The sequence below is a fragment of the Variovorax sp. 38R genome, from assembly GCF_014843395.1.
Classification (GTDB): Bacteria; Pseudomonadota; Gammaproteobacteria; order Burkholderiales; family Burkholderiaceae_C; genus Variovorax; species Variovorax paradoxus_H.
This window is the reverse complement of sequence record NZ_CP062121.1, coordinates 267,587-290,233: the sequence shown is the minus strand read 5'-3', so window position 1 is coordinate 290,233 and position 22,647 is coordinate 267,587. Positions and strand designations below refer to the sequence as shown.

The 22,647-nt window shown below is 68.4% G+C and carries 20 protein-coding genes; 11 read left to right on the top strand and 9 right to left on the bottom strand.

The genetic code is table 11. The features are described 5' to 3' along the window. Positions 1–101 precede the first annotated feature (101 nt). A complete protein-coding gene (locus IG196_RS01265) occupies positions 102–329 on the bottom strand; it encodes a hypothetical protein (RefSeq protein ID WP_192194657.1) in 228 nt (75 codons plus the stop codon). Between the two features lie 423 nt (positions 330–752). Here IG196_RS01265 and IG196_RS01260 point away from each other — a divergent pair, with 423 nt between their 5' ends. After that, on the top strand, positions 753–1,322 hold the full coding sequence (locus tag IG196_RS01260) for a fasciclin domain-containing protein (RefSeq protein ID WP_139702187.1): 570 nt from the start codon (positions 753–755) through the stop codon (positions 1,320–1,322). A 25-nt stretch (positions 1,323–1,347) separates the two neighbouring features. Here the strand turns inward: IG196_RS01260 and IG196_RS01255 are convergent, their stop codons facing one another. Next, complete coding sequence (locus IG196_RS01255) at positions 1,348–2,274, bottom strand: LysR substrate-binding domain-containing protein (RefSeq protein WP_192194656.1); 927 nt, start codon at positions 2,272–2,274, stop codon at positions 1,348–1,350. An 82-nt stretch (positions 2,275–2,356) separates the two neighbouring features. On the opposite strand from IG196_RS01255, the gene IG196_RS01250 reads away from it, so the two are divergent. Further along, the gene (locus IG196_RS01250; RefSeq protein WP_192194655.1) at positions 2,357–2,719 is read left to right on the top strand and encodes a DUF2917 domain-containing protein; all 363 of its coding nucleotides are present in this window, start codon (positions 2,357–2,359) and stop codon (positions 2,717–2,719) included. A 143-nt stretch (positions 2,720–2,862) separates the two neighbouring features. On the opposite strand, the gene IG196_RS01245 is transcribed toward IG196_RS01250, so the two are convergent. Beyond that, on the bottom strand, positions 2,863–3,765 hold the full coding sequence (locus tag IG196_RS01245; RefSeq protein WP_192194654.1) for a DUF4261 domain-containing protein: 903 nt from the start codon (positions 3,763–3,765) through the stop codon (positions 2,863–2,865). A 226-nt stretch (positions 3,766–3,991) separates the two neighbouring features. Here IG196_RS01245 and IG196_RS01240 point away from each other — a divergent pair, with 226 nt between their 5' ends. Next, positions 3,992–5,254: a 6-phosphofructokinase gene (locus IG196_RS01240; protein WP_192194652.1), complete on the top strand. Its 1,263-nt coding sequence runs from the start codon at positions 3,992–3,994 to the stop codon at positions 5,252–5,254. Further along, positions 5,251–5,469, top strand: coding sequence for a cysteine-rich CWC family protein (locus IG196_RS01235; protein ID WP_192194650.1), 219 nt, complete (start codon positions 5,251–5,253; stop codon positions 5,467–5,469). Before IG196_RS01240 ends, IG196_RS01235 begins: the two co-directional genes overlap by 4 nt. On the opposite strand, the gene IG196_RS01230 is transcribed toward IG196_RS01235, so the two are convergent. Further along, complete coding sequence (locus IG196_RS01230) at positions 5,460–6,815, bottom strand: putative zinc-binding metallopeptidase (protein WP_192194649.1); 1,356 nt, start codon at positions 6,813–6,815, stop codon at positions 5,460–5,462. The two genes, IG196_RS01235 and IG196_RS01230, sit on opposite strands and share 10 nt — an antisense overlap. Before the next feature lie 136 nt (positions 6,816–6,951). On the opposite strand from IG196_RS01230, the gene IG196_RS01225 reads away from it, so the two are divergent. Further along, the gene (locus IG196_RS01225) at positions 6,952–8,442 is read left to right on the top strand and encodes a DHA2 family efflux MFS transporter permease subunit (RefSeq protein WP_192194647.1); all 1,491 of its coding nucleotides are present in this window, start codon (positions 6,952–6,954) and stop codon (positions 8,440–8,442) included. Positions 8,443–8,579: 137 nt separating this feature from the next. Continuing rightward, positions 8,580–9,665, top strand: a complete 1,086-nt coding sequence (locus IG196_RS01220) for an ABC transporter substrate-binding protein (RefSeq protein WP_225616884.1) — start codon at positions 8,580–8,582, stop codon at positions 9,663–9,665. A gap of 115 nt (positions 9,666–9,780) precedes the next feature. On the opposite strand, the gene IG196_RS01215 is transcribed toward IG196_RS01220, so the two are convergent. Continuing rightward, complete coding sequence (locus IG196_RS01215) at positions 9,781–10,200, bottom strand: hypothetical protein (RefSeq protein ID WP_192194643.1); 420 nt, start codon at positions 10,198–10,200, stop codon at positions 9,781–9,783. A gap of 93 nt (positions 10,201–10,293) precedes the next feature. Further along, entirely contained in the window at positions 10,294–12,288 is a 1,995-nt protein-coding gene (locus IG196_RS01210) for a tetratricopeptide repeat protein (protein WP_192194642.1), read from the bottom strand. Positions 12,289–12,570: 282 nt separating this feature from the next. On the opposite strand from IG196_RS01210, the gene IG196_RS01205 reads away from it, so the two are divergent. Both IG196_RS01205 and IG196_RS01200 read left to right on the top strand, forming a co-directional pair. After that, positions 12,571–14,028, top strand: a complete 1,458-nt coding sequence (locus tag IG196_RS01205; protein ID WP_192194640.1) for an amidase — start codon at positions 12,571–12,573, stop codon at positions 14,026–14,028. 61 nt (positions 14,029–14,089) lie between these two features. Beyond that, positions 14,090–15,073 (top strand): Bug family tripartite tricarboxylate transporter substrate binding protein, encoded by a 984-nt coding sequence (locus IG196_RS01200; protein WP_192194638.1) that lies wholly within the window; start codon positions 14,090–14,092, stop codon positions 15,071–15,073. Between the two features lie 75 nt (positions 15,074–15,148). Here the strand turns inward: IG196_RS01200 and IG196_RS01195 are convergent, their stop codons facing one another. Beyond that, complete coding sequence (locus tag IG196_RS01195; protein ID WP_412556401.1) at positions 15,149–15,721, bottom strand: intradiol ring-cleavage dioxygenase; 573 nt, start codon at positions 15,719–15,721, stop codon at positions 15,149–15,151. Between the two features lie 209 nt (positions 15,722–15,930). Between IG196_RS01195 and IG196_RS01190 the strand changes: the two genes are divergently transcribed. The 3 genes from IG196_RS01190 (at position 15,931) to IG196_RS01180 (ending at position 20,327) form a co-directional block, all read left to right on the top strand. Continuing rightward, on the top strand, positions 15,931–16,698 hold the full coding sequence (locus IG196_RS01190) for a class II glutamine amidotransferase (RefSeq protein ID WP_056584331.1): 768 nt from the start codon (positions 15,931–15,933) through the stop codon (positions 16,696–16,698). A gap of 115 nt (positions 16,699–16,813) precedes the next feature. Next, positions 16,814–19,021, top strand: coding sequence for a TonB-dependent receptor (locus tag IG196_RS01185; RefSeq protein ID WP_192194635.1), 2,208 nt, complete (start codon positions 16,814–16,816; stop codon positions 19,019–19,021). A 4-nt stretch (positions 19,022–19,025) separates the two neighbouring features. Further along, a complete protein-coding gene (locus IG196_RS01180; protein WP_192194633.1) occupies positions 19,026–20,327 on the top strand; it encodes a PepSY-associated TM helix domain-containing protein in 1,302 nt (433 codons plus the stop codon). On the opposite strand, the gene gshB is transcribed toward IG196_RS01180, so the two are convergent. Next, on the bottom strand, positions 20,290–21,243 hold the full coding sequence (gene gshB, locus IG196_RS01175) for a glutathione synthase (protein WP_192194631.1): 954 nt from the start codon (positions 21,241–21,243) through the stop codon (positions 20,290–20,292). The genes IG196_RS01180 and gshB overlap by 38 nt on opposite strands. Beyond that, positions 21,243–22,529 (bottom strand): benzoate/H(+) symporter BenE family transporter, encoded by a 1,287-nt coding sequence (locus IG196_RS01170; protein WP_192194629.1) that lies wholly within the window; start codon positions 22,527–22,529, stop codon positions 21,243–21,245. Before IG196_RS01170 ends, gshB begins: the two co-directional genes overlap by 1 nt. Positions 22,530–22,647: the final 118 nt, after the last annotated feature.

Below are 22,647 nucleotides of genomic sequence, written 5' to 3'. Positions count from 1 at the left end.
AGCGCTCGCGCCGACTCAGGCGTTGATTTCCGAGACGCCGTCTCGGAAATCAACGGAGCGAACTTCCGGAACGACGCTCGACGATCACCTTGTCCATGTCGTCACGCATCGACGGCCCTCCGCCCGAAATCGCGCGCGGCTTTCTGCAGCGCCACCTTCTGCGCGCGCCGCTCGGCGCGGTGGGTGCGCAGGTGGCGGCCCGCGCCCTGGCTGGATTCGCGGCGGGCCATCGCGGCCACCACGGGATTGCGCGGTGCCGACGCGGGCACCGCAAAGTAGAACCGGCCCAGACGCTTGTCGTCGTCACGGGCCTTTCGTTGAGCACTCATGTGCGCACACTCCGAAAGAAACAAAAAGGCCCCGGCGAATGCAGTTGCGCGCGGGGCCCTTGTCGATTCGGCCGCGGCGGATGCGAAGGTGCACATCCGGCCGGGGCGGTCGGTGTGCGTCAGGTGTTCAGTGAACGGTTCATTGAATGGTGTTCTCGCCCGGGAGGTTGATCGTCGCCGGGCGTGGTGTCGGAAAAAACTGTCGCTGAAAAAGGAAGGGCGGATTCTGGCGAGGGCTCGCGCCGCGCGCAAGCGGGGCGCGCAGTGCTGTGGCGCAAAGCTGACACGGCCGCGTGCATCGGGTTCATTGAATCCGCACGCGTTGAATCCGCTTGGCGCATCGCGCCGTATGGCATCTCAAGCGCATCGCGCCTCCGAGCTGTTGGCGGTTTCCACAGAGCCCTTTCTTTCCAGGAGACATCCATGAAAAAACTCGTGATCGCACTCGGCGTGTCGGTGTTGCTCGGCGCGTGCGCCGGCAGTGGCATGAGCAATGCCAGCAGCAGTGCCGCGACCCCCATGGTCGGCGGCGCGCCGATGTACCCGACGAAGGACATCGTCGACAACGCGGTGAATTCGAAGGACCACACGACGCTGGTCGCGGCGGTGAAGGCGGCCGACCTCGTGGCCACGCTCAAGAGCCCGGGCCCGTTCACGGTGTTCGCACCCACCAACGCCTCGTTCGCGGCACTGCCGGCCGGCACGGTCGACACGCTGCTCAAGCCCGAGAACAAGGCCACGCTGACCAAGGTGCTGACCTACCACGTGGTGCCCGGTCGCATGGACAGCGCGGCGCTGACGAGCGCGATCAACGCGGGCGGCGGCAAGGCGATGCTGAAGACCGCGAGCGGCGGCACGCTCACGGCGACGATGAGCGGCGGCACGGTGTGGGTGACCGACGCCAAGGGCGGCACGGCCGCGGTGACGATCGCCAATGTCTACCAGTCGAACGGCGTGATACACGTCGTCAACAAGGTGCTGCTGCCGGGTTGATCGGCAGGCGGGCCGCGGCCCTTCGTCAGCTCCGCTGCGCGGCCTCGGCTTCGTCGCGCAGCCATTGCGCGAAGTCCTGCGCGTCGCGGTTGCCCGCGGCGCGCCGCGACATCTCGATGAAGTAGCCGCGGTGCGATGCCGCGCCCTCGCCGAGCGGCGCCACGAGCCGGCCGTCGCGCATCAGTTCGCGCAGCAGCGGCAGGCGCCCGATGACCACGCCCTGCCCCGCCACCGCGGCGGCCACGGCATCGGCGTACTGCGTGAAGCGCACCGTGCTTTTCATGCGCAGGTCTTCCAGCCCCATCACCTTGAGCCACGGCTCCCAGTCGGCGGTCGGGGCTTCGCTGTGGTCCGGGTATTCGATGGTCAGCAGCGTGAGCTTGGAAAAGTCGGACAGCTCGCGCAGCGATGCGGCGACCTGCGGCGCGCACAGCGGGATCAGCGATTCCTCGAACAGCGCCGGGCCCACACCGCGGCCGATGGGCACGAAGCGCACCGCCACGTCGATGCGGCTGCGTTCCATGTCGAGCACGTCGAGCGTGGCCGACACGCGCACGTCGACCTGCGGATGCGTGCTGGTGAAGCGCGCCAGCTTCGGAATGAGCCACAGCGACGCGAAGCCCGGCGTGCTGGTGATCGACACCTGCCGCGGCGCGGCGCTGGCGCGCACGCTCGCGGTGGCGTCGCGCAGGCGCTCCAGGCTGTCGGTGACGGCGCGCTGCAGCACGCCGCCGGCCTCGGTGAGCCCGAGCGCGCGGTGGCGGCGCTCGAACAGCAGCACGCCCAGGCTGGCTTCGAGCTGCTGGATCTGCCGGCTCACGGCCGACTGCGTGAGGTGCAGTTCACCGGCCGCTAGCGTGAAGCTCAGCCGGCGCGCGGCGGCCTCGAAACTGCGCAGCAGCTCGAGCGGCGGGAGCTCGCCGGCAGGGGTTTTCGCATTCTCTGGAGGCATGCAACGAGTTCCGAATGACCGCGTGTAAGAGAGGGGGTGACTCACTATATTCATTCGTATCACGAATGCAATGGAGCTTCCCATGAGCACCGCCACCACCCCGTCTCCTTCCGCCTTTTCTTTCTCCTCGTCGACCTCGCGCTTCCACGTGAGCCTGCCGAGCCGCGCCGTCTTCGCCGTGCCCGACGGCGCGGGCGTGGGCATCGAGTGCCGCAGCGGCGCCGTGTGGATCACGCTCGACCGCGACCCGCGCGACATCGTGCTCGGGCCGGGCGAGCGCTTCGAGAGCACCGAGCACCGGCGCGTGCTGGTGTCGGCGCTGGAGTCGTCGTGCATCTCGGTGTCGGACGCGCAGCCCGCCGCGCTGCCGAACCCGGTCTCGCGGGCACAGGCGCGCGCGCGGTCGCCCTGGCGACTGCCGCTGCACGGCTTGTCCCCGACTTGACCACCGGCGCCATGGCCCCGTGACACACGCTTTCAGCGGAGCGCTCGCGTGACCGCGCCGCAACAGACACCGCAGCCCTGCGTGCGGTGCGAGCTGAACCCGAGCAAGCCCGTGCGCAACCGCACGGCCGGCGGGCCGGCCAGTCAGTGCGGGCGCGCGTTGATCTCGTCGGCGCCGATCAGTTCGGCCACCAGCACGGCCTCGGGGCCGTCGAGAAAGTATTCCGCCTCGAGCGGCTCGCGCAGCCGCAGGAACTTGTCCTCGCCGACCTGCATGGTGTGGCCGGCGCCCATTTCGGCGCCGCTGTCGATCAGGTAGCGCAGCACGTTGCCGAAGAGCTGGAAGTATTTCTCCCCTTCGTGGTGGCCTTCGGCCAGGGCCGCGAAATCGGGCTGGCCGAAGTGGTGCGCGCCATAGGTGCGCATCCAGACGCCCTGCACGCCTTCGACCTCGTACTTGACGAAGCCGCAGTACAGGGCCGGCAGGTCGAGGTCTCGCAGCAATTCGATGCTGTCGCCTTCGATGTCGGCGTCGAACACGGCCGCGGGCAGCGAGGTGTGGGCCGATTCGTTCAGCACCACCAGCGCACCGAGCCGGGCCAGCGCGCCGGCCACGGTCGCCAGGGCCACGTACTGTTCGAGCACCGAGGCCTCGTAGCCCGCGTAGTAGAGGATGACGTGGCTGCGGTGCGCGCGCACCTGGGCCTTGAGCTCTTGCGGATAGTGCGCGGGCGCCACGCAAACCTCGACCGATTCGGCCGGCATCGGCACATCGAAGCCGACCATCCGGACCACGTGGTTCTTCCAGCCCGCCAGCGCCAGAAAAGGACCGGGGTCTTCGGTGATCTCGCAGCGCGCGTCGCCGGTGGAGCGGTGGTAGGCGCGCAATGCCTGCGCGAGCGCGGCGACATCGATGTTCAGCACATCCGCGAACAAGACCGTCAGCGCGACGGTGTCGCCGGCCTCACCGGCCTCGGGGTTGGCGACCAATGCGCCGGTATCGCCCGGCTCGTCCTTGCGGCCAAAAAAACGGGAAAAAATGCTCACGCGCGGACTCCTTGGATGATGGGTGTGCCTGCAAATGGATAGGGTCGGCGCGGACCGGGTCGCACGCCATGGGCGTGGCCTTCATGGCCGACGCACAGCAACGAACTGTAATCGCGCGAAATTGCCAAACCGGCCATTGGCCTGCGGCCGGCGACTGCGCCAGAATGGCCTTCCCGCGAAGCGTTGCCACCCTGCGCCGGTCGCTTACCCGCACGGAGATTGCCCCATGAGCACTGCCATCCTCAACGCCTTCTATGCCCAGTCGGGCGGCGTCACGTCGGTCATCAATGCCTCGGCCTGCGGCGTGATCGAGACGGCGCGCCGGCACCCGGACCGCATCGGCACGCTCTATGCCGGGCGCAACGGCATCCTCGGTGCGCTCACCGAAGACCTGATCGACACCAGCGCCGAGCCGGCCGAGGCGATTGCAGCGCTGCGCACCACGCCCTCGGGCGCGTTCGGCTCGTGCCGCTACAAGCTCAAGTCGCTGGGAAAAAACCGTCGTGAATACGAACGCCTGATCGAGGTGTTCAAGGCGCACGGCATCGGCTACTTCTTCTACAACGGCGGCGGCGATTCGGCCGACACCTGCTTCAAGGTGAGCCAGTTGTCGCAGTCGATGGGCTACCCGCTGCAGGCCATCCACGTGCCCAAGACCATCGACAACGACCTGCCGCTGACCGACTGCTGCCCGGGCTTCGGCTCGGTCGCGAAGTACGTGGCGGTGTCCACGCTCGAGGCCTCGTTCGATGTGCGCTCGATGGCCGCCACGTCCACCAAGGTGTTCGTGCTCGAGGTGATGGGCCGCCACGCCGGCTGGATCGCCGCGGCCGGCGGGCTGGTGGCCGACCATGGCATTCCGGTGGTGGTGCTGTTCCCCGAGATCGAGTTCGACGCGGCCCGCTTCCTGGCGCGCGTCGATGCGCTGGTGCAGCAGCACGGCTACTGCTCGGTGGTGGTGTCCGAGGGCTGCCACCATCCCGACGGCACCTTCCTCGCCGAACAGGGCGCGCGCGATGCCTTCGGCCATGCGCAGCTTGGCGGCGCAGCGCCGGTGGTCGCGCAGATGGTGAAGGAAGCGCTGGGCCACAAGTTCCATTGGGCCGTGGCCGACTACCTGCAGCGCGCGGCGCGGCACATCGCCTCGGCCACCGACGTGAAGCAGGCCTACGAACTGGGCCAGCGTGCGGTCGAGCTGGCGCTCGAAGGCCGCAACGCGGTGATGCCGACCATCGAACGCACGAGCGACGTGCCCTATGCCTACACGCTGGGCGCGGCGCCGCTCGAAGCGGTGGCCAATGTCGAGAAGCCGATGCCGCGCGATTTCATTTCGGACGACGGCTACGGCATCACCGAGAAGTGCCGCCGCTACCTGCTGCCGCTGATCGCGGGCGAAGACTACCCCGCCTACCGCGACGGCCTGCCGGTGTACGCGACGCTGCGCAACGTGGCGGTGCCGAAGAAGCTGCCGGCCTTCACGCTCGCATGACTGCTGTCATCGACACCGCGCACTGTCCGCTGTGCGGCGAGGCGAACCGCTGCGCGATGGAGGTCGAACGCGAAACCGGGCAGGCGCAGCCGCCCTGCTGGTGCATGGCCGCCGATTTTTCGCTGGCCCCGCTCGACACGCTGGCACCGGCATTGCGCGGGCAGGCTTGCATCTGCGCACGCTGCGCCGCAGGCCTGCCGCCGCTTCAGGACTGAGCGACGTCGTCCTGCGACTGCGACTGCGACTGCGACTGCGACTGGGATTGCGACTGCCCCTGTGCAGGCTCTACAGATTCGGTCGCAGGCGCCGCCACATCCCCCGCCATCACCATCGTCGGCGCCGTGCCGCTGCGCTGCGCGGTGATCACGCCGTGGATGAACTGCAGCTTGCCCACCGCCGCGCGCGGCAGCACGAAGGGGTAGTAGTCGGGCTGGCCCATGCTGCGCGACAGCTCGTTGAGCATGCTGGTCAGCAGCACCCAGCCGTTGATGAAGTCCAGAAACTTCGCGGCGTCGGGATGGTCCGGCTGCCACAGGTCGGCGGCGGTGAAGAGGTCGTTCTGCAGCTCCACATTGCTCGCGTCGATGCCGAAGCTCATCGCCGTGTCGGCCGTGTCGGCCATGTGCAGGTAGTGGGCCCAGGTTTCGGCCCAGTCTTCCCACGGATGCATGCTCGCGTAGCTGCTGACGAAGCGCTGCGCCCAGTCGGGCGGCGGGCCCTGTTCGTAGTGCTGCTGCAGCGCGGCGCCGTAGTCGGCGCGCTCGTCGCCGAAGAGCGCGCGGTAGTCGTCGATCCACGGCGTGGGCAGCACCAGCAGGTCCCAGTAGTAGTGGCCGACCTCGTGGCGGAAGTGGCCCAGCAGCGTGCGGTAGGGCTCGTGCATCTCGGCGCGGATGCGCTCGCGCACGGCGTCTTCAGCCTCCTCGGCGTTGAGCGTGATCAGGCCCTGCTCGTGGCCCGTCATCACATGCGGGCGGCCGGGCACGTTGCTGAGAAAGTCGAAGGCCAGCCCGTGCACCGGGTCAGCATGGCGGCTCACCACCGGCAGGCCGAGCGCGAGCAGCTGCGAGATGAGCCGGCGCTTGGCCTGCTCGAGCTTGCACCACAGCTCGCCGTTGGCCGCCACCGACAGGTCGGGAATCGTGCGCGTGACGCTGCACGACAGGCAGTAGCCGGGCGCGTGGCCCTGCGTGTCGGCGGGAATGGTCTCGCCCTCGCGCGGCTGCGCCACCATCCAGTTGCAGGCGGCCGGCGTCATGAGGTTGGCGCAGCGGCGGTAGGTGGCGCCGTGCGGGTCGCCGAAGACGGTGAAGGTGTCGGGCAACGCGCCCTCGCCTTCGGCCGGTGCCAGCGGCACCACGCCGAGCCGGTCGATCACATAGCCCAGCGGCGTGAGGCAGGCCAGGCATTTGCTGTTGCGCAGGAACACGGGGCGCCCGCACTGGCAGCGGTAGGCGCGACTGACGGTGGGTGCGGCGAGTTCGGTCGCGAGCGGGGGGGCGGCATCCGACACGGCGGGGTCGGCCGGTTCATGGGCGGGTTCTTGGATCGACGGGTTCATGGCTTGTTTGTTCTTTTGATGGCTTGACGCACGGGGGACAGCCGCCGCATTGTGCGACCCGCGCGCGCGGCGCCGGCCGCGCAAACACCGATATGCTTGTAGGACGACGGACCCGCGAACGTCCCTGCGCCGCCTCATGACCTCCCCACAAACACCCGACACGCCGCCCTCCATGGGTGTCCTTCGCGCCCGCTACGGCGAGCGCTACCGCTGGTACCTGCTGCTGTCGGTCATGGTCGGCACGATGGCGTCCATCATGTCGTCGACCATCGTCAACGTGGCGATCCCCGACATGAGCCACCACTTCGCGCTGGGCCAGGAGCGCGCGCAGTGGGTGAGCTCGGGCTTCATGGTGGCGATGACCGTGTCTATGCTCACCACGCCCTGGCTGCTGTCGCGCTACGGCTACCGGCGCACCTATGTCGGCACGATGCTCCTGCTGCTGGCCGGCGGCATCGTCGGCGGGCTGGCCAACCACTACCCGCTGGTGCTGCTGGCGCGCGTGGCCGAGGGGCTGGCGGCGGGCGTGGTGCAGCCCATTCCGGCCATCATCATCCTGCGCGCCTTCGAGCCGCACGAGCAGGGGCGCGCCAGCGGCATCTTCGGCATGGGCGTGGTGCTGGCGCCGGCCATCGGGCCGAGCATCGGCGGCGTGCTGGTCGACCTGTTCGGATGGCGCTCGATCTTCTTCATGGTGGTGCCCTTCTGCCTGGCCTCGATCTGGCTGGCCTACAAGTTCGTGCCCAAGACCGCACCCGGCGGCGTGGCCGCGGCGCGCGGCAGCGGGCTCGATGCGCGCGGACTGGCGCTGGGCACCGTGGGCACGCTGTGCCTGCTGAACGGGCTGGTCGAGCTGCGCGGCGATTCGCCGCTGCAGGCCGCGCTGCTGCTGGCCGGTGCGCTCATCGCCTTCGTCGCCTTCGTGTGGTGGCAGCGCCGGCTCATGGCCTCGGGCGGCGCGCCGCTGATGAACCTCGCGCTTTTTCGCTACCGCCAGTTCGCCATGGGCAGCCTGGTCGCCTTCATCTACGGCACCGCGCTGTTCGGCTCGACCTACCTGCTGCCCGTGTACATGCAGGTGGGGCTGCACCTGTCGGCCTCGCACGTGGGCACCACCCTGCTGCCGGCCGGCATCGTGCTGGCCTTCACCATCGCGGGCGTGGGCCGGCTGGCCGACAAGCAGCCGACCTGGCTGCTGGTGAGCATCGGCCTGGCGCTGCTGGCGGTGTCGTTCGCGCTCATGGCCGTGCTGCGGCTGGACAGCCCGCTGTGGCTGCTGGTGGTGTTCGCGATCGTCGGGCGCATCGGGCTGGGCTTCATCCTGCCCTCGCTCAACTTGGGGTCGATGCGCCCGCTGGCCAAGCCGCTCATTCCGCAGGGTGCCAGTGCGATCAGCTTCGTGCGCATGCTCGGCGGCGCGGTCGGCGTGAGCCTGTGCGCCATCATTCTCGAATGGCGCCTGGCCGCGCACGGCGACTCGCTCGCCAACCCGGCGAGCACCCCGGCGCGGCTGGCGGCGTTCGACGAGGTGTTCCTGATGCTGGCCGGCCTGTGCGCGCTGGCCGTCTGCGCGGCCTGGCAGCTGCGCGAGAAACCCGACGAGGACACGGCGCAACACAGGGGGTAAACCCCGGCGGCGCAAAGAGCCGCTTTCGCTTTCAATTGTTATCAGTTGTATCTAAAAGCGGAATCGGTTCCATGCATCGCAGACGTTTTCTCGCCGCCTCGGCCGCGGCGACGGCCGGACTCGGCCCCCTCCTTTCCTTGCCTTCCACCGCACTGGCAGCCGAGAACGGCGTCAGCGACGGCGAAATCGTCCTCGGCCACACCGGCATCCTGAGCGGGCCGCTGGGCGCGCCGATCAAGGTCGTGATGGCCGGCGCCGGGCTGGCCTTCGACGCGGTCAATGCGCAGGGCGGGCTCGCGGGCCGCAAGCTCAAGCTGGTCTCGCTCGACGACGAGCTCAAGCCCGAGAAGGCCGTCGCCAACTACGAGAAGCTGCTCGCCGAGCACCGCGCCTTCGCCTTCTTCGGCTGCGTGGGCTCGGGCACCACGGCCGCCGCGGCCAAAGTGCTGGGTCAGAGCGGCGCGCCGATGGTCGGCGGTTATGCGGTGTCGGACTCGGCGCGCGAGAAGGTCGCGGGCGCCGGTTATTTCGTGCGCGCCACCTTCGCGCGCGAGGCGCAAGCGCTGGTGCAGCACCTGACAACCATCGGCGTCTCGCGCATCGCGGTCGCCTACCTGGACAACCCCGGGGGCGCCGAAGTGGCGCGGCTGGTCGAGGCGGCGCTCGACACGCTCAAGCTCAAGCCCGTGGCCGCGGTGCCCGTCAAAGGCGACGGCACGACCAACGAGGCCGCGGGCAAGGCACTGGCCGACAGCCAGGCGCAGGCCGTGCTCATGTACCTGGGCGGCGGCATCGGCGGCGAGGTCATGAAGAGCGCCTGGAGCGCCGGCGGTCGCCAGATGTTCTACGGCATGTCGATCGTGCCGGGCGACGTCACCGCCAAGCTCGTCGGCGACAAGACCAGCGGCCTGGCCATCTCGCAGATCGTGCCCTACCCCTGGAGCGAGGTCGACGCCACCGCGCGCGAATACCGTCAGCTGGCCGAGCGCGCCAAGGTCGACATCGGCTACCTCAGCTACGAAGGCTATGTGAACGCGCTCGTGATGATCGAAGCCCTGCGCCGCACCGGCCGCGACCTCACACGCGCAAAGCTGCACGGCACGCTGAAGGCGATGAAGCTGCGCATCGGCAACATGGAGATCGACTTCACCGGCGCGAGCAACACGGGCTCGCGCTTCATCGAGATGGTGCGGGTGACGAAGGAAGGGCGGTTCCTGCGTTAGGCGGCAGCTCGAACAGGTTGGCGTACCAGGAACTGCTTGCGCAAACCGGCGAGCCTTGCGGCTCCCTGCCCGAGCCGCCAAAAAATGGAGGCATGAGCGACAAACCCGGGTCTGCTCACAGCCCCAGCTGCGTGAGCGCCCAGGCCACCGTGCCCAGCTGCATCACGTTGAGCACCATCCCCGCAATGTGCAGCTTGCGGAACTGCACGATCGACGTGCCGGTTGCCGGGATCGTGTGGCGCAGCACGTCCATGCGCGGAATGATGAGCCAGCGGCGCAGCGCGAAGGCCAGGCCGGCGATGAAGGCCATGCCGACTGCGAAGAAAGGCTTGCCGCACCACGCATAGCTGAGCGCCGCCGCGCTTGCGGTCAGCACCACGGCCACGTAGTAGACGTTGAACAGGCCGCGGATGAAGCGCGAATCCAGCGGGGTGTCGTGCGAGAGCACGAGCAAGGGCAGCGAGCCCATCATGAAGAACCCCATCCAGACCAGCAGGATGACGGTCGCCATGAGCGCAACGACGATGGGAAGCATCTTGGATAACCCTCCGCGGCGCGCAAGCATACGCCCGGGCGGGCGTCGTGGCATGCGCATCGCGCACCGCCGTCGACGGCCAGAAGCTCAGATTCAGGCCGGGACTCGCCGGGTACGGCCAATGTCGATGTGGTCCGGTGCCAGGTTCGCACGGCACCGCTCCCAGGCTGCGGTGAATCCTTGTTCGAGATGGCGGGTGTACTGCCCCGTGTCGAACAGCGTGCAGGTGTCGCGCGCCGCAGCCAGCTCGGCCCGCAACGCGGCGAGGCGTGACGGGTCCGTGGCAAGGGCCAGGGCCAGCGCCTCATAAGCGAACGGCGAATCCGTGATCAGCTGCGGAAAACCCGCTGCCGTGAGCACGCTGCCCGCCACGCGGCCCGCGAAGGTGGGGCCGGCACAGGTCACCAGCGGCACCCCCGCCCAGAGCGCGTCACTGGCCGTCGTGTGTGCGTTGTAGGGCAGGTTGTCCAGGCAAAGATCGGCCAGTTGCAATCGCCTGAGGTGCGTCTCTTGTTCAACCCAAGGCGCAAAAACCAGCCGTCCTGAATCGACGCCGTGTTCGCGGGCCCATGAGCGCAGGTTGTCGTTGTAGAGATCGGAGCCACTCCTGAGCCAGAAAACGCTGTTGTCGACCTGATTCAGCAGGCGGGCCCAGATGCCAAAAAACTGGGCGTTGAGCTTCTGGCTGCCATTGAAGTTGCAGAAGACGAAGGCACCTTCCGGCAGGCCGACGGCGGTGCGCGACATGGGCCCGGAAATCATCGTGCGACGCGAGTCGTTGGGCTGGTAGCTGTGGGGCAGGCAGATGATCTTCTCGCTGAAATCCTCATGCGCCGCCTCGGAAACCAGGAACGCGTCGGCCACCAGATAGTCGATGAACGGCGCACCGAGCGTGCCTGGAAAGCACAGGTAGCTGATCTGAACTGGCGCGGGCCGCAAGGCCAGCACCGAAGGTCTTGCACCGTAGGTATAGCCACCCAGGTCTACCAGGATGTCGATCTCCAGATCGACGATGGCCTGCGCCGCTTCCATGTCCGACAGCTCATGCGCATCGATGAAGCGGTCGAAGGCACGCTCGAGACGCTGGCGCATGGCGCTGCCGTCGCTCCTTCGCAGGGAGATCGCAGTGATCTCGAAGCGCTCGCGGTCATGTCGCTCGAACACTTCGGCAATGAGGTAAGACGTCGCATGCTTTCCGAAATCGGCAGACATGTAAGCCAAGCGTATTCGCCCCTCCCTTTTCCGCTCGATGGCATGCAGCGGCTGGGGCGCCATCGGATAAAGGCTTGCCGCATGGAGCCTCCCTGCCTGCAATTGCTCTTTCGGTGTCGAGGGGAGATTCAGAAGCGCAAAGGGCTCGACGCACACCCATCCCTGGCGAATTTCATCGCGCAACAGCGCCACCTGTTCATCGAGACCCTGCCAGTCGGCGATTGCCGCCTTGGCGTAGCAAAGCCCACCGCGGGCGAACGCGAAGTCCGCTTCGCCGGGATGGTCTCGCAAGGTGCTCTCGTACAGGTCGACCGCGTCGGAAAAACGGCGTGCCTGGCACAGTGCCGTCCCGTAATTCATGATCAACGCAGGGTGCGACTTCTGCAGTGCCATGGCGCGCTCGTAGCATGCCAACTCCTGCTCGTACATCCGCAGCTTTCCACAGGCTGCCCCTCGGTTCAGATGGGCTTCGAACGCATCCGGCCGCAAGTGCACCGCGCGCTCGAAATGCGTGAGGGCCTCCGTGGTTCTCCCGGTGGCGAGCAGTGCGAGCCCCAAATCATGCGCGGCCTCAAAGACATCGGGATTGCGCAAAAGAACCTGGCCAAAGGCCTCTGCCGCGGCCCTGTGCTGATCGGAGCGAAGCAAGGCGACGCCGAGGTAGTACCAGGTCTCGAGGCAACCGGGCTCGTAGTGCAACGAGTTCCGCAGCTGCTCCACGGCCCTCCCGAAATCCAGTTGCCGGCCCGCGATGAAGCCGAGCAGTCGATGCGCGGCCCCCACGCTTCGACCGGCCTGCACCAGTCCCTCCAGGACCTTTTGTGCATTGCAATACTGTCCCCTCTGGAAGAGCAACTCTGCGGACCGAACGCTCATTTCATGGCCTCGTCTTCTCCTTCGTTCCTCGCAAGGATCGGGAGACTAGAGCACAACTTCCGATTCGGCAATCGGCCCCTCGTCGGGCAGACCGGGATCGCCCGGCCCTGAAGTCCTTCAGGCTGTGCGAGCCGGTGCAAGCGGGAACTGCGCCCGCAGGCGCGGTGCGGTGCGCCACTGAAACGGCGCACGGGCCAAGGGGAATCCCTCAGTTTTCGGGGCACTCGTTTTGCCGTTTTTTGATAACTGCTTGCAGTCGTGATCGCTATCGTCGATCGCCATATGTCCGCCACCCTGCCGCCCTTGCCGAGCGCCCGCGCGCTCGCCGCCGCCCTGCAACGCCGCGAGCTCTCGTGCCGCGAACTGATGCAGACCTGCCTCGCGCGCATCGACCGCCTCAACCCGCAGGTCAACGCGCTGGTGTCGCTGCAACCGCCCGAGGAGATGCTGCGCCAGGCCGATGCCTGCGATGCGCAACGCGCGCGCGGCGACACCGTAGGCCGGCTGCATGGCTTCCCGATGGCGCCGAAGGATTTCGTCGCCACAGCCGGCCTGCCGACCACCATGGGCAGCCCGGTGTTCGCGAAGCAGGTCACGCCGCACGACGCGATCATGGTCGAGCGCCTGCGCCGCGCCGGCGCCGTGTTCGTGGGGCGCAGCAACACGCCCGAATTCGGCCTGGGCTCGCACACCTACAACACGGTGTTCGGCACCACGCGCAACGCATGGAACCTTGACCACGCGGCCGGCGGCAGCAGCGGCGGGGCCGCGGTGGCGCTCGCGCTGCACATGCTGCCGGTGGCCGACGGCAGCGACATGATGGGTTCGCTGCGCAACCCCGCGGCCTGGAACCACGTCTACGGCCTGCGGCCTTCGCTGGGCCGCGTGCCCATCGGGCCGGGGCCGGAGCTGTTCTTCCAGCAGCTGGGCTGCGAAGGGCCGATGGGCCGCACGCCCGAGGACGTGGCCTGGCTGCTGTCGGTGCAGGCGGGCTATGACGCGCGTTCGCCGTTGAGTCTGGCGGGCGACGGCGAGGTCTTCGCGCAGCCGCTCGATGCAGAGTTGCGCGGCAAGCGCGTCGCGTGGCTCGGCGACCTTGGCGGCCACCTGCCGATGGACCCGGGCGTGATGGCGCTGTGCGAATCGGCGCTGCGGCATTTCGACACGCTGGGCTGCAGCGTTGCGCCCGCTGTGCCCGCTTTCGATTTCAACGCCCTGTGGACGGCCTGGCTGCGCCTGCGCGGCTTCATCGTGGCCGGCGCGTTGCGCGGGCTGCATGCCGACCCGGCCACGCGCGCGCAGCTCAAGCCCGAGGCCTGCTGGGAGATCGAACAGGGCGAGCGCCTGAGCGCCGCCGCGCTGCACGAAGCCGCCGTCACGCGCACCCAGTGGCATGCCGCGCTGCTGCAGCTCTTCGAACGCTTCGACTTCCTGGTGCTGCCGGCCGCGCAGGTGTTCCCGCTGCCGGTCGACACGCACTGGCCGCGCGAGGTCGGCGGCCGCGCCATGGACACCTACCACCGCTGGATGGAAGTGACGATCGGCCCGTCGCTCGCCGGCCTGCCCGCGATGGCGATCCCGGCCGGCTTCTCGCAAGCCGACGGCACGCGCGGCCTGCCGATGGGCCTGCAGCTCATCGGCCGCCCCGGCGCCGACCTCGACGTGCTGCGCATGGCGCACGGCTGGCACCAGGCCGTGCCCTTCGCGAACGTGCAATCGCCACTGCTGCTGCAGCCGTAGCAGCAGCAAGCCCCCTGTTTCCGTACTCCGACACATCACACACAACCCGAGGAGAGAACCCATGCGCAGACGTTCGTTGATGGCTGCCGGCCTGGCCGCCGGCCTGTCCCCCTTTGCCCTGTCCGCCCTGGCCCAGGGCCTGGGGGGCAAGACCCTGAACCTGATCGTGCCCTACCCCGCGGGCGGCGGCTCCGACATCAATGCGCGGCTGGCCGCGCCCGAACTGTCGCGGCTGCTGGGCCAGCCGGCCATCGTCGACAACGTGCCCGGCGCCAGCGGTTCGCTCGGCGTGATGAAGGCGGCGAATGCACCGGCCGACGGCTCGGCGCTGCTGCTCGGTTCGCCGATGGAGCTGATGCTCACGCCGCTCACGCTCACGAGCGCACGCTACAAGGCCGAAGACTTCCGGCCCATCGGCGTGATGGCCGTCACCTCGATGGTGCTGCTGGCGCGCAAGGACCTGGGCGCGGGCAGCGTCGACGAACTCATCGCACTGCTGCGCCGCCCCGATACGAAAGAGCTGAGCTACGGCAGCATCGGCCCCGGCTCGCTCTACCACCTGCTGGGCGAGCGCTTAATGCAGCAGACGGGCACGAAGATGCTGCACGTGCCCTACAAGGGCTTCGCGCCGCTGGTGAACGACCTGCTGGGCGGGCAGATCGACCTGGTGTTTGCGCCGCTGGCCGGCAACGTGCCCGACCTGCTGGACGCCGGCAAGATCAAGGCGCTGGGCATCGCGGCCTCGGCGCCGCACGAGCGCTTCACGGCGCTTGCGCCGATCCGCAATAGCAAGGGCCTGGACGACTTCGTCTACAGCCTGTGGGCGGGCATCCAGGTGTCGCACCGCGTGCCCGAGGAAGCGCAGCAGCGGCTGCACGCGGCCTTCAACCAGATGATGCGCAAGCCCGAGCTGCGCCGCGCGCTCGAACTCGGCGGCGCCAAGGTCGCGCCCGAACAGTCGCTCGCCGAGCTGCGCCGCGACTACCAGGCCGACATGGAGCGCTACCGCGCCATCGCCAAGTCGGTCAACCTGCGGCCGGAATAAAGAGGTCATGAAGGCACTCGCCTTCTCTTTCTTTCACGGCGAACGCCCCCGGGCTGAACCCGTGCGCGGCAGCGCTCAGGCTGCGATGGCGATCGGGAAGTGCGCCTGGAGCCCGTCCGGTCCGCGCTCGAACGCCACGGTCACGGCATCCCGCGCCGCCGGGGCAAGACGGCGCCACAGGCCGTCGCGTTCGTTGCCGGGGTCGCCCGCCACGTAGAGCTGCGTGGTCAGCAGTTCGCGCGCGCCGAGCTTCACCTTGACGTGGATGTGCGGCGTCCGGCCGCTGTACGGCACGGGCCGGATGGTGCGGAAACGGTAGCTGCCGTCCGCGCCGACGGCGATACGGCCGAAGCCCTGGAAGGCGGCATCGGCGCGGTCGCCGTCGCCCGGGTGGTGATAGTGCCCGTTCTCGTCGCATTGCCAGATCTCGACCTGCGCGCCACGCAGCGGCTTGCCGTCGAGGTCGGTCACGGTGCCGTCCACCCAGGTGGGTTGGCCGCCCCGGTAGTTCAGGGTGCCGTTGCGCAGAAGGTCGTGGTCGGCATCCTTCGGCAGGCGGACCGGATAGAAAGGCCCCTCGGTCTGCGGCGGTGTCGCCATGCGTGCCGGCGACGGCTGGGCGCGGGGCCCCAGCCACAGCGCGGGCACCGCGACCAGCGCTGCCGCCACGGTGCGCCGGCCAAGCCGGCCCTCCCGCTCAGGATGCCTCGGTGCAGCGGAGCCGGCCGCGAGGCCGGAGCGAACGAATCCTGGAGGGGGTGTGGCGTTCATGAACTCTCAGATGATCTGCCTCTCGCGTTGGTTCCGCCGCGCCATGGCGGCCGCGGCCCGCCGCAAATCGCGTTCTAATCGACGCCATGTGCCAATTGCTAGGGATGAACTGCAACACGCCGACCGACGTGACCTTCAGCTTCACGGGGTTCGCGCAGCGCGGTGGCCGCACCGACCACCATGCCGACGGCTGGGGCATCGCGTTCTTCGAAGACCGCGGGCTGCGCCACTTCGTCGACCACCAGCCGGCCTGCGAATCGCCGGTGGCCGAGCTGATCCGGCGCTACCCGATTCAAAGCCGCAACGTCATCGCGCACATCCGCAAGGCGACGCAGGGCGAGGTCAACCTGCAGAACTGCCACCCCTTCGTGCGCGAGCTGTGGGGCCGCTACTGGGTGTTCGCCCACAACGGCGACCTGAAGGACTTTCGCCCGCGCCTGCACGGCAACTTCCACCCGGTGGGCAACACCGACAGCGAACACGCCTTCTGCTGGATCATGCAGGAGCTGGCCAAGTCGCACGCGGGCGTGCCCAGCGTCGAGGAGCTCACGCTCACGCTGCGTGAACTGGCGCCGCAGCTCGCGGCGCACGGCACCTTCAACTTCATGCTGTCGAACGGGCAGGCACTGTGGGCGCATGCCTCCACCAACCTCTGGTACGTGGAGCGCCGCCACCCCTTCGTGACGGCGCAGCTCTCGGACGAAGACCTGGAAATCGACTTCGCCCAGCACACCACGCCCACCGACCGCGTGGCCGTGGTGGTGACCGCGCCACTCACCACCAACGAGACCTGGACGCCCTTCACCTCGGGCGAGTTGCATGTGTTCGTGGACGGCCAACGGATGCCACGCTGAGACCCAAAACTCAGTCTTTTGGCTGACACTTTTTTGCAACAGTGCAAGAAAGTACCGACCAGTAAGTGCAAACCATGAACAATAACTGTTCTCATTTGCAAACGGTCGATCCTTCATGCCCGCCTCTCCTTTCTTCCTTCGCCCGACCGTGGCCGCCTCGCTGCTGGCCCTTCACGCCCTGACGGCCCTGGCGCAAACGCCCCCGGCCGAAACTACGGCCCCCGCCAGCGGTACGCTGAGCACCGTCACCGTCGAAGCCAGCGCCGACGCCTCGGCCGAAGGCCTGACCAAGCCCTTCGCGGGCGGGCAGGTAGCGCGCGGCGGGCGCGTGGGCATCCTGGGCAACCAGGACATGATGAGCACGCCGTTCTCGAGCACCAACTACACCAATGAGCTGATCCAGGACCAGCAGGCCAAGAGCGTGGCCGATGTGCTGCTCAACGACCCGTCGGTGCGCCAGGCGCGCGGCTTCGGCAACTTCCAGGAGCTGTACGTGGTGCGCGGCTTCCCCGTGTACTCGGACGACGTGGCCTACAACGGCCTGTACGGCATGCTCCCGCGCCAGTACATCGCCTCTGAATTCTTCGAGCGCGTGGAAGTGTTCCGCGGCGCCAACTCCTTCCTGAACGGCGCCGCGCCCGGCGGCAGCGGCATCGGCGGTGCGATCAACCTGCTGCCCAAGCGCGCGCCCAACGAGCCGCTCACGCGCGTCGGGCTCGGCGTGCAAACGGGCGGCCAGGGCTACGTGAACCTCGACCTGGCGCGCCGCTTCGGCCCCGACGACAGCCTGGGCGTGCGCGTGAATGCCGTGCGCCGCGAAGGCGGCACCGGCGTCGACAAAGAGAGCCAGCAGCTCAGCGCCTTCGCCGTCGGCCTCGACTGGCGCAACCGCAACGTGCGCCTGTCGGCCGACTTCGGCTACCAGGACTACGACCTGAAGGACGGCCGCCCCAGCCTCACGCCTTCGTCGGCGCTGCCGATTCCGCGCGCGCCCGACGCTAGCACCAACTTTGCACAGCCCTGGACCTACTCGAAGGAAAAGGACAAGTTCGCCACCTTCCGCGGCGAAGTCGACATCACCGACAACATCACGGCCTGGGCCGCCGGCGGCGTGCGCCGCAGCGACGAAGACAACGTGCTGTCGAACCCGACGCTGACCGACGTGTTCGGCAACACCAGCAACACGCGCTTCAGCAACACCCGCAAGGACCGCATCGGCACCGCCGAACTCGGCGTGCGCGGCACCTTCGCCACCGGCCCCGTGAAGCACACGGTGGTGGCCTCGGCTGCCACGTACAGCAACGACCGCGACAACGCCTACACGATCTCGCGCGGCAGCCTGCGCAACAACATCTACGCGCCGTACGCGTCGCCCTACCCGGTCGCCAACAACTTCACCGGCAACACGCTGGAAGACCCGCGCCTGACCGACAAGATCGACACCTCGAGCGTCGCCATCGCCGACACCATGTCGTTCATGGACGACCGCCTGCTGGTCACGCTCGGCGTGCGCCGCCAGACGATCGAGCAGACCAGCTTCGCCTACACCACGCTCAAGCAGTCGAGCACCTACGACAAGAGCAAGACCACGCCGGTGGCTGGCGTGGTGTTCAAGATCACGCCGACCGTGTCGGCCTACGCCAACTACATCGAAGCGCTCGTCAAGGGCAACGTGGCGCCCGGCACGGTGAACAACCGCCCGGTCACCAATGCCGGCGAGGTGTTCGCGCCGTACCAGGCCAAGCAGAAGGAAGTCGGCGTCAAGTACGACGGCGGCTCGCTGGGCGCGAGCGCCGCGTTCTTCACCACCGACCAGCCGGTCTACCAGTACGCGGGCCAGACCTACGGCCTGTACGGCAAGCAGCGCAACCAGGGCCTGGAGTTCTCGGTGTTCGGCCAGCCGGCCAAGGGCCTGCGCCTGCTCGGCGGCCTGACGCTGCTCGACGCCAAGCAGAAGAACACGCCAAGCGGCGCCACCGACGGCCGCACGGCCATCGGCGTGGCCAAGCAGCAGGCCAACCTCGGCGCCGAGTGGGACGTGCCGGGCGTGCGCAATCTGTCGCTGAATGCGCGACTGCTGTACACGTCCAAGCAGTACGCCAACGCCGCCAACACGCAGCAGATTCCGGGCTGGACGCGCTTCGACATCGGCGCGCGCTACCTGGTCGACCTGGGCAACGGCCGTGCGCTCACGCTGCGTGCGCGCATCGACAACCTGTTCAACAAGTCGTACTGGGCGTCGGTGGGGGGCACGCAAGGCTCCAATTACCTGACGCTCGGCGCACCGCGCACCTTCGCAGTGAGCGGCACCATCGACTTCTGACGCCATGCGCGCTGTTGCGACCGCCATTCACCGCTGGGCGGGCCTGGCGGTTGCGCTGTTTCTTGTCGTCTCGGGCCTGACCGGCGCCGTCATCTCGTGGGACCACGAGATCGACGGCTGGCTCAACCGCAAGCTCTACGACACCACGGCGCGCGGCCCCTTCAAGGACCCGTTCGACCTGGCCGCCGCGGTCGAGGCGCACGACCCGCGCGCGCGGGTCGCGTACATGCCGCTGGGTTTCGAGGAAGGCCACGCGGCCGGCTACTTCGTGCAGCCACGCACCGACCCGGCCACCGGCAAGCCCTTCAAGCTGGGCTACAACCAGGTGTTCGTCGATCCGGTCACGGCCGAGGTGCGCGGCCGGCGCGACTCCACGGCGATCTCGCTCAAGCCCGAGACGCTGATGCCGTTCTTGCGCAAGCTGCACTACATGCTGCACGTGCCGGCGATGTGGGGCACCGACCGCATCGGCTGGTGGATCATGGGCACGGTGGCGCTGGTGTGGCTGCTCGACAGCTTCGTGGCGCTGTACCTCACCATGCCGCGGCGCCTGCGCAAGGCGGTGCAGCCGACGCATCGTCCTGCGGGTGCCTGGTGGCAACGCTGGAAGCCGTCGTGGACCGTGCGCTGGGCGGCCGGGGGCTACAAGCTCAACTTCGACCTGCACCGCGCGGGCGGGCTGTGGATCTGGGGACTGATCATCGTCGTGGCCTTCACCTCGTTCTCGCTGAACCTCTACAAGGAGGTGTTCCACCCGATGCTCTCGCTGGTCTCGAAGACCACGCCGGGCCCGTCGGCGCTGGTGCCGCTCGCGCCGCTGGGCACGCGCATCGAACCCACCATCGGCTTCCGCGAGATCGTGGCGCAAGCCGATGCCGAAGCGCGGCGCCGCGGCTGGACGACACCGCTGGGCGGCGCGTTCTACAACGCACGCGGCGGCTTTTACAACGTCTCGTTCTTCGACCACGCCACGCACGACGACAGCGACGGCATGGGCCTGTCGAACCTCTACCTGGACGGGCGCGACGGCCACGTCATCGGCAGCAACCGCCCATGGCACGGCACGGCGGCCGATGTGTTCGCGCAGCTGCAATTGCCGCTGCACGGCGGACGCATCCTGGGCCTGCCGGGACGCATCCTGATGTCGGCGCTGGGACTGGTGGTGGCGATGCTGTCGATCACCGGCATCGTCATCTGGGCACGCAAGCTGCGCTCACGGCGCCTGCAGGCGCGGCGCGAGCGCGAGGCCCGCACCGCAGCTTCCGAGCTCAGGCAGGACGCAGTGTTTTCTCCAGCGCGTCGATGAACATCTTCGGCACGTCGAAGCCGGTCTGTTCGGTGATCTCCTGAAAGCAGGTCGGGCTGGTCACGTTGATCTCGGTGACCGCATCGCCGATCACGTCGAGGCCGATCAGCAGCAGCCCGCGCGGCGCGAGCACCTTGCCGATCGCTTCGGCGATCTCGCGGTTGCGCGCCGTGAGCGGCTGGGCCACGCCCTTGCCGCCGGCCGCCAGGTTGCCGCGCACCTCGGTGCCCTGCGGAATGCGCGCCAGCACGAAGGGCGCCGGCTCGCCCGCGATGATCAGGATGCGCTTGTCGCCCTGCGTCACCTCGGGCACGAAGCGCTGCACCATGATGGTTTCGGCGCCGTCCTTGTTGAGCGTCTCGACGATGGAGCCGAGGTTCAGCGCGTCCTGCTTGACGCGGAAGATGCCCATGCCACCCATGCCGTCGAGCGGCTTCAGGATGATGTCGCCGTGCTCGGCGTGGAAGTCGCGCACGGCCTGCGCGCTGCGCGTGACCAGTGTGGGCGTGACGAACTGCGGAAACTCCATGATCGCGAGCTTCTCGGGATGGTCGCGCAGCGCACGCGGCGAGTTGACCACCTGCGCGCCTTCGCGCTCGGCTTGCTGCAGCAGGTGCGTCGAGTAGATGTACTCGGCGTCGAAAGGCGGGTCCTTGCGCATCAGCACGGCGTCGAAGTCTTTCAGCGCCTTCGACTCGATGATGTCGACGTGGTACCAGTCTTTCGCGTCGCCCGTGAGCGTGATCTGCTGCACCACGGCCGAGACGAGGCCGCTCGAGGTCCACTGGATGTCTTGCGGCAGGCAGGCCGCGATGCGGTGGCCGCGGCGCTGGGCCTCGCGCATCATCGAGAAGGTCGTGTCCTTGTAGATCTTGAAATGATCGAGCGGATCGGCGACGAAGAGGATGTTTTTCATCAGGCGTTCTTTCCGGCGCCGGGAACGGCGGCTGTGGAGGGGGTTTCTGGCGGCATGTTGCCGGAAGCGGCGATGTCCTTGTCGGCCGGGGCCTTTTCCTTTGGCACCTGTGCGCTGCGTGCGCGGCCGACCTGCTGCACCGCCAGCGCCACCGCGCCGGCCACCACGCCCCAGAAGGCGGAGCCGATGCCGGCGATGGTGACGCCCGAGAGCGTGACCAGGAAGGTGATGAGCGCGGCCTCGCGGTGCGCCTCGTCGCGCACCGCCGCCGCCAGTCCGCCGCCGATGGTGCCCAGCAGCGCCAGCCCGGCGATGGCCGCGACCAGCTCTTTCGGGAACGCCGTGAGCAGGCCCGTGACGGCTGCGCCGAACAGGCCGATCACCACGTAGATGGCACCGCAGCTCACGGCCGCCGTGTAGCGCCGCGCCGGGTCTTCGTGCGCCTCGCGGCCCATGCACATGGCGGCCGTGATCGCGCTGAGGTTGAGCGCAAAGGCACCGAAGGGCGCGAGCACCAGCGTGGCAAGGCCGCTGATGGTGATGAGCTTGCTGACCGGCAGATCGCTGAAGCCGCTGGCGCGGATCGCCGCCACGCCGGGCAGGTTCTGCGAAGCCATCGTCACAACGAACAGCGGCAGCGCCAGGCTCACGATGGCCTGCCAGGTGAAGACCGGCGCCGTGAACACCGGCCAGGTGAGCGAGAACTGCACAGCCGACCACGCCAGCTCGCCGCGCGCGGCCGTGAAGGCGATGGCCACAAGCAGCGTGAGCGGCACCGCATAGCGCGGCAGCAGGCGCTTGCCCACGAGGTAGGTGCCGAGCATCAGCAGCACCAGCGGCAGCGCGGTCTGCGCCGCCGTGAAGGCCGACATGCCGAAGCGCGCAAGCACGCCGGCCAGCAGCGCCGAGGCGATGGCCATCGGGATCTTGTTCATCACGCGTTCGAACCAGCCGGTGGCGCCCGCGATCACGATCAGCACCGCGCTCACGATGAAGGCGCCCACCGCCTCGCCCATGCCGTAGCCCGCGCCGGCCACGGCCAGCACGGCCGCACCGGGGGTGCTCCACGCAATCATGACGGGCTTGCGCCACCACAGCGAAGGCAGCGCCGAGGCCAGCCCCATGCCGATGCCCAGCGCCCACATCCACGAGGCCGTCATCTCGGGCGTGGCCCCGAAGGCCTGGGCGGCCTGGAACACGATGGCCACCGAACTCGTGAAACCCACGAGCACGGCGACGAAGCCCGCGGTGAAGGCCGAAAGGCTCAGGTCTTTGAAGAATCGCATGGCGCGATTTTGCCCGCGACATCTCCCCGCCAGAAACACCGCGGAACCGGCTTTGCCGGGCCGCTGGTGTTGCCCCCGGTAGGGGGTTGGAGAAGCGACACGAAGTGCGCGCAGCCTG

Coding starts and splice junctions, on each gene's coding strand:
- IG196_RS01255 (WP_192194656.1), bottom strand. CDS start 2,274: ATGCCTCCAGAGAATGCGAAAACCCCTGCCGGCGAGCTCCCGCCGCTC.
- IG196_RS01215 (WP_192194643.1), bottom strand. CDS start 10,200: ATGCTTCCCATCGTCGTTGCGCTCATGGCGACCGTCATCCTGCTGGTC.
- IG196_RS01185 (WP_192194635.1), top strand. CDS start 16,814: ATGCCCGCCTCTCCTTTCTTCCTTCGCCCGACCGTGGCCGCCTCGCTG.
- IG196_RS01170 (WP_192194629.1), bottom strand. CDS start 22,529: ATGCGATTCTTCAAAGACCTGAGCCTTTCGGCCTTCACCGCGGGCTTC.
- IG196_RS01200 (WP_192194638.1), top strand. CDS start 14,090: ATGCGCAGACGTTCGTTGATGGCTGCCGGCCTGGCCGCCGGCCTGTCC.
- IG196_RS01250 (WP_192194655.1), top strand. CDS start 2,357: ATGAGCACCGCCACCACCCCGTCTCCTTCCGCCTTTTCTTTCTCCTCG.
- IG196_RS01190 (WP_056584331.1), top strand. CDS start 15,931: ATGTGCCAATTGCTAGGGATGAACTGCAACACGCCGACCGACGTGACC.
- IG196_RS01205 (WP_192194640.1), top strand. CDS start 12,571: ATGTCCGCCACCCTGCCGCCCTTGCCGAGCGCCCGCGCGCTCGCCGCC.
- IG196_RS01180 (WP_192194633.1), top strand. CDS start 19,026: ATGCGCGCTGTTGCGACCGCCATTCACCGCTGGGCGGGCCTGGCGGTT.
- IG196_RS01235 (WP_192194650.1), top strand. CDS start 5,251: ATGACTGCTGTCATCGACACCGCGCACTGTCCGCTGTGCGGCGAGGCG.
- IG196_RS01260 (WP_139702187.1), top strand. CDS start 753: ATGAAAAAACTCGTGATCGCACTCGGCGTGTCGGTGTTGCTCGGCGCG.
- IG196_RS01225 (WP_192194647.1), top strand. CDS start 6,952: ATGACCTCCCCACAAACACCCGACACGCCGCCCTCCATGGGTGTCCTT.
- IG196_RS01210 (WP_192194642.1), bottom strand. CDS start 12,288: ATGAGCGTTCGGTCCGCAGAGTTGCTCTTCCAGAGGGGACAGTATTGC.
- gshB (WP_192194631.1), bottom strand. CDS start 21,243: ATGAAAAACATCCTCTTCGTCGCCGATCCGCTCGATCATTTCAAGATC.
- IG196_RS01265 (WP_192194657.1), bottom strand. CDS start 329: ATGAGTGCTCAACGAAAGGCCCGTGACGACGACAAGCGTCTGGGCCGG.
- IG196_RS01230 (WP_192194649.1), bottom strand. CDS start 6,815: ATGAACCCGTCGATCCAAGAACCCGCCCATGAACCGGCCGACCCCGCC.
- IG196_RS01240 (WP_192194652.1), top strand. CDS start 3,992: ATGAGCACTGCCATCCTCAACGCCTTCTATGCCCAGTCGGGCGGCGTC.